Source organism: Salinimicrobium oceani, from assembly GCF_012037645.1.
The window spans coordinates 1-381 of sequence record NZ_JAAVJR010000968.1 but is presented as its reverse complement, the minus strand read 5'-3'; the positions used below and the strand labels follow the sequence as shown (position 1 = coordinate 381).

The window sequence follows — 381 nt, the reverse complement described above, 5'->3', positions numbered from 1 at the left end:
ATGTACTCCTCGTCTTTAAGATCTTTGGTACAAATAAAGGCTTTCAGCTTATCATCCGGCTCCAGATTAATAAGATTCTGGATGGCTCTACCTTTTGAAGTTTTACTTCCTTCCGGGATCTCAAAAACTCTCATCCAGAAACACTTACCTTTTTCAGTAAAGAATAACATGTACTGGTGATTGGTTCCGATGAAAAGGTTTTCAAGGAAATCTTCGTTACGGGTAGTAGAACCTTTTTGTCCTACCCCACCGCGGTTTTGAGTTTTATATTCTGTAAGAGAAGTTCTTTTAATATATCCTGCATGAGAAATGGTGATCACCACCTGCTCATCGGGAATCATATCTTCCATGCTTAAATCTCCACCGGCATATTCAATATTG

1 protein-coding gene is annotated in these 381 nt (G+C 38.8%); it reads right to left on the bottom strand.

Annotated elements, in window-relative coordinates:
• On the bottom strand, nt 1-381 hold a 381-nt coding region (locus HC175_RS20295), incomplete at both ends, for a DNA gyrase C-terminal beta-propeller domain-containing protein (protein ID WP_317172379.1).